Origin of the sequence: Amycolatopsis sp. (assembly GCF_035546795.1) — a bacterium.
Taxonomy (GTDB): domain Bacteria; phylum Actinomycetota; class Actinomycetes; order Mycobacteriales; family Pseudonocardiaceae; genus Amycolatopsis_E.
In genome coordinates, this window is sequence record NZ_DASZWC010000010.1 from 1 (window position 1) to 4390 (window position 4390).

General features: G+C 70.2%; 6 protein-coding genes. All 6 read right to left on the reverse strand.

Going from position 1 to position 4390, the window contains the following annotated elements; all coding sequences use genetic code 11:
- The coding region (gene yajC, locus VHD82_RS08220; RefSeq protein WP_325698981.1) for a preprotein translocase subunit YajC at positions 1-313 on the reverse strand (313 nt) is incomplete at its 3' end.
- A gap of 120 nt (positions 314-433) precedes the next feature.
- On the reverse strand, positions 434-1513 hold the full coding sequence (gene ruvB, locus VHD82_RS08225) for a Holliday junction branch migration DNA helicase RuvB (RefSeq protein WP_325698984.1): 1080 nt from the start codon (positions 1511-1513) through the stop codon (positions 434-436).
- A 9-nt stretch (positions 1514-1522) separates the two neighbouring features.
- A complete protein-coding gene (ruvA, locus tag VHD82_RS08230) occupies positions 1523-2119 on the reverse strand; it encodes a Holliday junction branch migration protein RuvA (RefSeq protein WP_325698987.1) in 597 nt (198 codons plus the stop codon).
- Positions 2116-2700 (reverse strand): crossover junction endodeoxyribonuclease RuvC, encoded by a 585-nt coding sequence (gene ruvC / locus VHD82_RS08235; RefSeq protein WP_325698990.1) that lies wholly within the window; start codon positions 2698-2700, stop codon positions 2116-2118. Before ruvC ends, ruvA begins: the two co-directional genes overlap by 4 nt.
- A gap of 90 nt (positions 2701-2790) precedes the next feature.
- The gene (locus VHD82_RS08240; protein WP_325698993.1) at positions 2791-3312 is read right to left on the reverse strand and encodes a DUF4262 domain-containing protein; all 522 of its coding nucleotides are present in this window, start codon (positions 3310-3312) and stop codon (positions 2791-2793) included.
- 239 nt (positions 3313-3551) lie between these two features.
- The gene (locus tag VHD82_RS08245) at positions 3552-4301 is read right to left on the reverse strand and encodes a YebC/PmpR family DNA-binding transcriptional regulator (RefSeq protein ID WP_325698996.1); all 750 of its coding nucleotides are present in this window, start codon (positions 4299-4301) and stop codon (positions 3552-3554) included.
- Positions 4302-4390: the final 89 nt, after the last annotated feature.

Sequence of the window (4390 nt, forward strand, 5' to 3'; positions counted from 1 at the left end):
TGCGCGCGACCGCCCCGCGAGCGAACCGGATGATCACACCGGGCGAAACCTCGAGGCTGATCGTGCCCGCCTCGTCGTCAACCTCGGCGACCGTGCCGTAGACACCGCTGCCCGTCATCACCTCGTCACCGACACCCAGCCGTGACTGCATGGCCTGAACCTCGCGGTTGCGCCGCTGCTGAGGGCGGATGAAGAGGAAGTACAACGCGCCGAAGAGGAGAATGATGAACACAAACGGCAGGTAGCTACCGCCGCCTGAGCTCGATGCTGCGAGTGGCACCGCGATCGACCTTCCGAAGGGGTCCACCGGCATCGATCGATGCAGGCGAACCGGGTGTGCGTCCTGTCCGGACCGCGGGCGAGTCTAGTCGGTCACACTCGGACACCAAGCAGGACGTAGATCACGGTCCGGTTACGGGGCCGTGACCGACCATTATGACTCCAGGCCGAACAGGTCGGGCGCCGGAGGGGCGCCGCTGCCAAAAATACCATTTGGTGGCGTCTTGCCCAGGTGACGCCACCCACTGGCAGTAGCCACCCGACCGCGCGGAGTGCGGGCCAGCAATCCGGCCCGGACCAGGAACGGCTCGCACACCTCCTCCACCGTGTCCGGTTGCTCCCCGACCGCGACCGCGAGCGTGGACAGGCCCACCGGGCCGCCGCCGAAATTGGACACCAGGGCGGTGAGCACCGCCCGGTCCAGCCGGTCGAGGCCCAGCTCATCGACGTCGTACACGCGGAGGGCGGCCCGGGCGACCTCTCGCGTCACGACCCCGTCGGCGCGGACCTCCGCGTAGTCGCGCACCCGGCGCAGCAGCCGGTTGGCGATCCGGGGCGTGCCCCGGGACCGGCCGGCGATCTCGGCCGCCCCGTCCTCGGCGACCTGTACCCCCAGGATCCGCGACGAGCGGATCACCACCTGCTCCAGCTCGTGCGGCTCGTAGAAGTCCAGGTGCGCCACGAAGCCGAACCGGTCGCGCATCGGACCGGTCAGCAGCCCGGACCGGGTCGTCGCGCCGACCAGCGTGAACGGCTCGACGTCCAGCGGGATCGCGGTGGCGCCCGGCCCCTTGCCGACCACCACGTCGACCCGGAAGTCCTCCATCGCGCTGTACAGCAGCTCCTCGGCCGGCTTGGCGATCCGGTGGATCTCGTCGATGAACAGCACGTCGCCCTCGGCGAGGTTGGACAGCATCGCGGCGAGGTCGCCCGCGCGTTCCAGCGCCGGGCCCGAGGTGATCCGGATGGCCGCGTCCAGTTCCGCGGCGACGATCATCGCCAGGCTGGTCTTGCCCAGCCCCGGCGGGCCGGACAGCAGCACGTGGTCGGGCGGTACGCCGCGCCGCCGGGCGCTCTCCAGCACCAGTTCCAGCTGCTCACGCACCCGGGGCTGGCCGACGAACTCGGCCAGCTTGCGCGGGCGCAGCGTCGTCTCGACCTCGCGCTCGCCGGTCTGCGGCAGCGCGGACAGGGTCTCGTCCGCGTCGAACTCGGTCACGCTGTCATCGTGCATGCTCCGGCCCTAGCGCTTGCGCCCGAGGGTGGTCAGCGCCGCACGGAGCACCGTCGCCGTATCGCCTTCCCCTGCGCCGGCCAGCACCTTCTCCACCGCCTGTTCGGCCTGCCTGGCCGCGAACCCGAGCCCGGTAAGCGCTTCCACGACCTCGGCGCGGACCGCGGAACCGGCGGCGGGAAGCGCTTCCCCGGTCGTCCCGCCGACGGCGTTGACCTTGTCGCGCAGCTCCAGGCTGAGCCGTTCGGCGCCCTTGCGGCCGATGCCGGGCACCTGGGTGAGCACGGTGATGTTGCCTTCGGCGAGCGCCGCGCGCAGCTTGTCCGGGTCGAGCACGGCCAGCGCCGCGAGCGCGAGCCGCGGGCCGATCCCCGATACGGTCTGCAGCAACAGGAACAGCTCGCGCGCGGCCGCGTCGGCGAAGCCGAACAAGGTCAGCGAGTCCTCCCGGACGACCAGCGCCGTGTGCAGCCTGGTCTGCTCGCCGCGGCGCAGCGTGGCGAGCGTGGACGGAGTCGCCTGTACGGCGAAGCCCACCCCGCCGACCTCGACGACCACGTGGTCCAGCCCGACCGACAGCACTTCGCCGCGGACCGAGGAGATCATCGCGCCGCTCCCTTCGTCTTCGCGGCCTTCGCCGCCGCGGCCAGCTTGGCCCGGTGCTTGCGGGCGAGTTCCGCCGCCCTGGCCTCCGCCTCGGCGAGGCGCTGCCGCATCGGCTCGCGCCACAGGTGACAGATGGCCAGCGCCAGCGCGTCCGCGGCGTCGGCCGGGCTCGGCGCTTCCACGAGGCCGAGCAACCGCGTCACCATACCGGTGACCTGCGCCTTGTCCGCGCGGCCCGATCCGGTGACGGCGGCCTTCACCTCGCTGGGGGTGTGGAACACGACCGGCAGCCCGCGCCGGGCCGCGGCCAGCGCGACCACTCCCCCGGCCTGCGCCGTGCCCATCACCGTGCGCACGTTGTGCTGGCTGAACACCCGCTCCACGGCCACCGCGTCGGGCCGGTAGCGGTCGAGCCATTCCTCGACGCTCTCGGAGATCCCGAGCAGGCGGTTCGCCAGGGACGCGTCGACGGGAGTGCGGACGACGTCCACCGCGACACAGCTGACCTTCCGTCCCGTGCCGCCGTCCACCACACCGAGCCCGCATCGCGTCAGCCCCGGGTCGACACCGAGCACTCGCACCAGACCGCCTCCTCCACCGAACACCAGTTCGGAGGCTACCGGGCGAACCGCCCGCCACGGCGCAGGCGCGCCGGGGTGCGCGACTGTCCTTTATGGACCGTCGACGCCCGGGGTCCAGCTCTCCGGCCTGCCGCTGTCGGTCAGCACCGGCTGCCACTGCGCGAAACCCTCGGGCGCGTCGGCGTCCCACGGCCAGTGCCCCTCGGGGGTGGCGACGATGATCTGCACCGCCGGGAAATCCCCGTCCGGGTAGACGAGGAAGGCGCTGCCGAAGAATTCCGGATAGTGCCCGGGATGCACCTGTTCGAAGGTGACCGGCACGCCGTCGAAGAAATCCTCGTAGATCCGGCCGGGCACGAACGGGTCACCGGTGGCCGCACGGTCCACATAGGCGTCGAGCAGGACCTGCGCCATCTGCTCGGGCAGCCCGACCACGACGGCCTCCGGAACCTGGTGCATGGCCCACACGCAAGCGGTGAAACAGTAGCCGGATCCCTTGTCGTCACGGGGAACCGAGATGACCGCGTTGCCCCGCCGCTCCGCCTCGGAGACGATCCAGTTCAGCAGTTCCTGCTCTTGCGAGGCGAGGGCTTCGGTCGTCACGGCGGCCATTCTGCCGTATGGCCGCCCGCGAGCCCAGGCTCCCGCGCAAAAAAATCCCGATGTGCTTGGCACACCGGGATTTTCTGCCGGAAATCGTCAGCCGACCTCGGCGAGCACCTCGCCTGAGACACGCAATCCGACGCAGCGCGCAGACATTCCGCGGCACACCACCTCAACCGACCTCGGCCAGCACCTCGTCCGAGACGTGGAATCCGACGCAGCGCGTAGACATTCCGCGGCGCACCACCTCAGCCGACTTCGGCGAGCACCTCGTCCGAGACGTCGAAGTTCGCATAGACGTTCTGGACGTCGTCGCAGTCTTCGAGCGCGTCGATCAGTCTGAAGACCTTCTTCGCGCCTTCGGCGTCCAGCGGCACGCTGACCGACGGCAGGAAGCTCGCGTCCGCCGACTCGTAGTCGAAACCCGCGTCCTGCAACGCGGTGCGCACCGCGACGAGATCGGTGGGCTCGGAAACGATCTCGAAGCTCTCGTCGAGGTCGTTGACCTCCTCGGCGCCGGCGTCGAGCACCGCCATCAGGACGTCGTCCTCGGCAAGGTCGTTCTTGGGCATGATCACCACGCCCTTGCGGTTGAACAGGTACGCCACCGAGCCCGGGTCGGCCAGCGAGCCGCCGTTGCGGGTGAGCGCGGTGCGGACCTCGGAGGCGGCACGGTTGCGGTTGTCGGTCAGGCACTCGATGAGCACCGCGACGCCGTTGGGCCCGTAACCCTCATAGGTGATGTTCTGCCAGTCGGCGCCGCCGGCCTCTTCACCGCCGCCGCGCTTGCGCGCGCGTTCGATGTTGTCCTGCGGGACGGAGTTCCGCTTCGCCTTCTGGATGGCGTCGTACAGCGTCGGGTTGCCGTCCGGGTCGCCCCCGCCGGTCCGCGCGGCGACCTCGATGTTCTTGATCAGTCTCGCGAACAGCTTGCCACGCTTGGCGTCGAGGGCGGCCTTCTTGTGCTTGGTGGTGGCCCACTTCGAGTGGCCGCTCATCTCTTCTCCATCATCTCGATCGTTCCTGCACCATGTTCACGAAGAAGCGGTGCACCCGCTCGTCGCCCGTGAGCTCCGGGTGGAAGGCC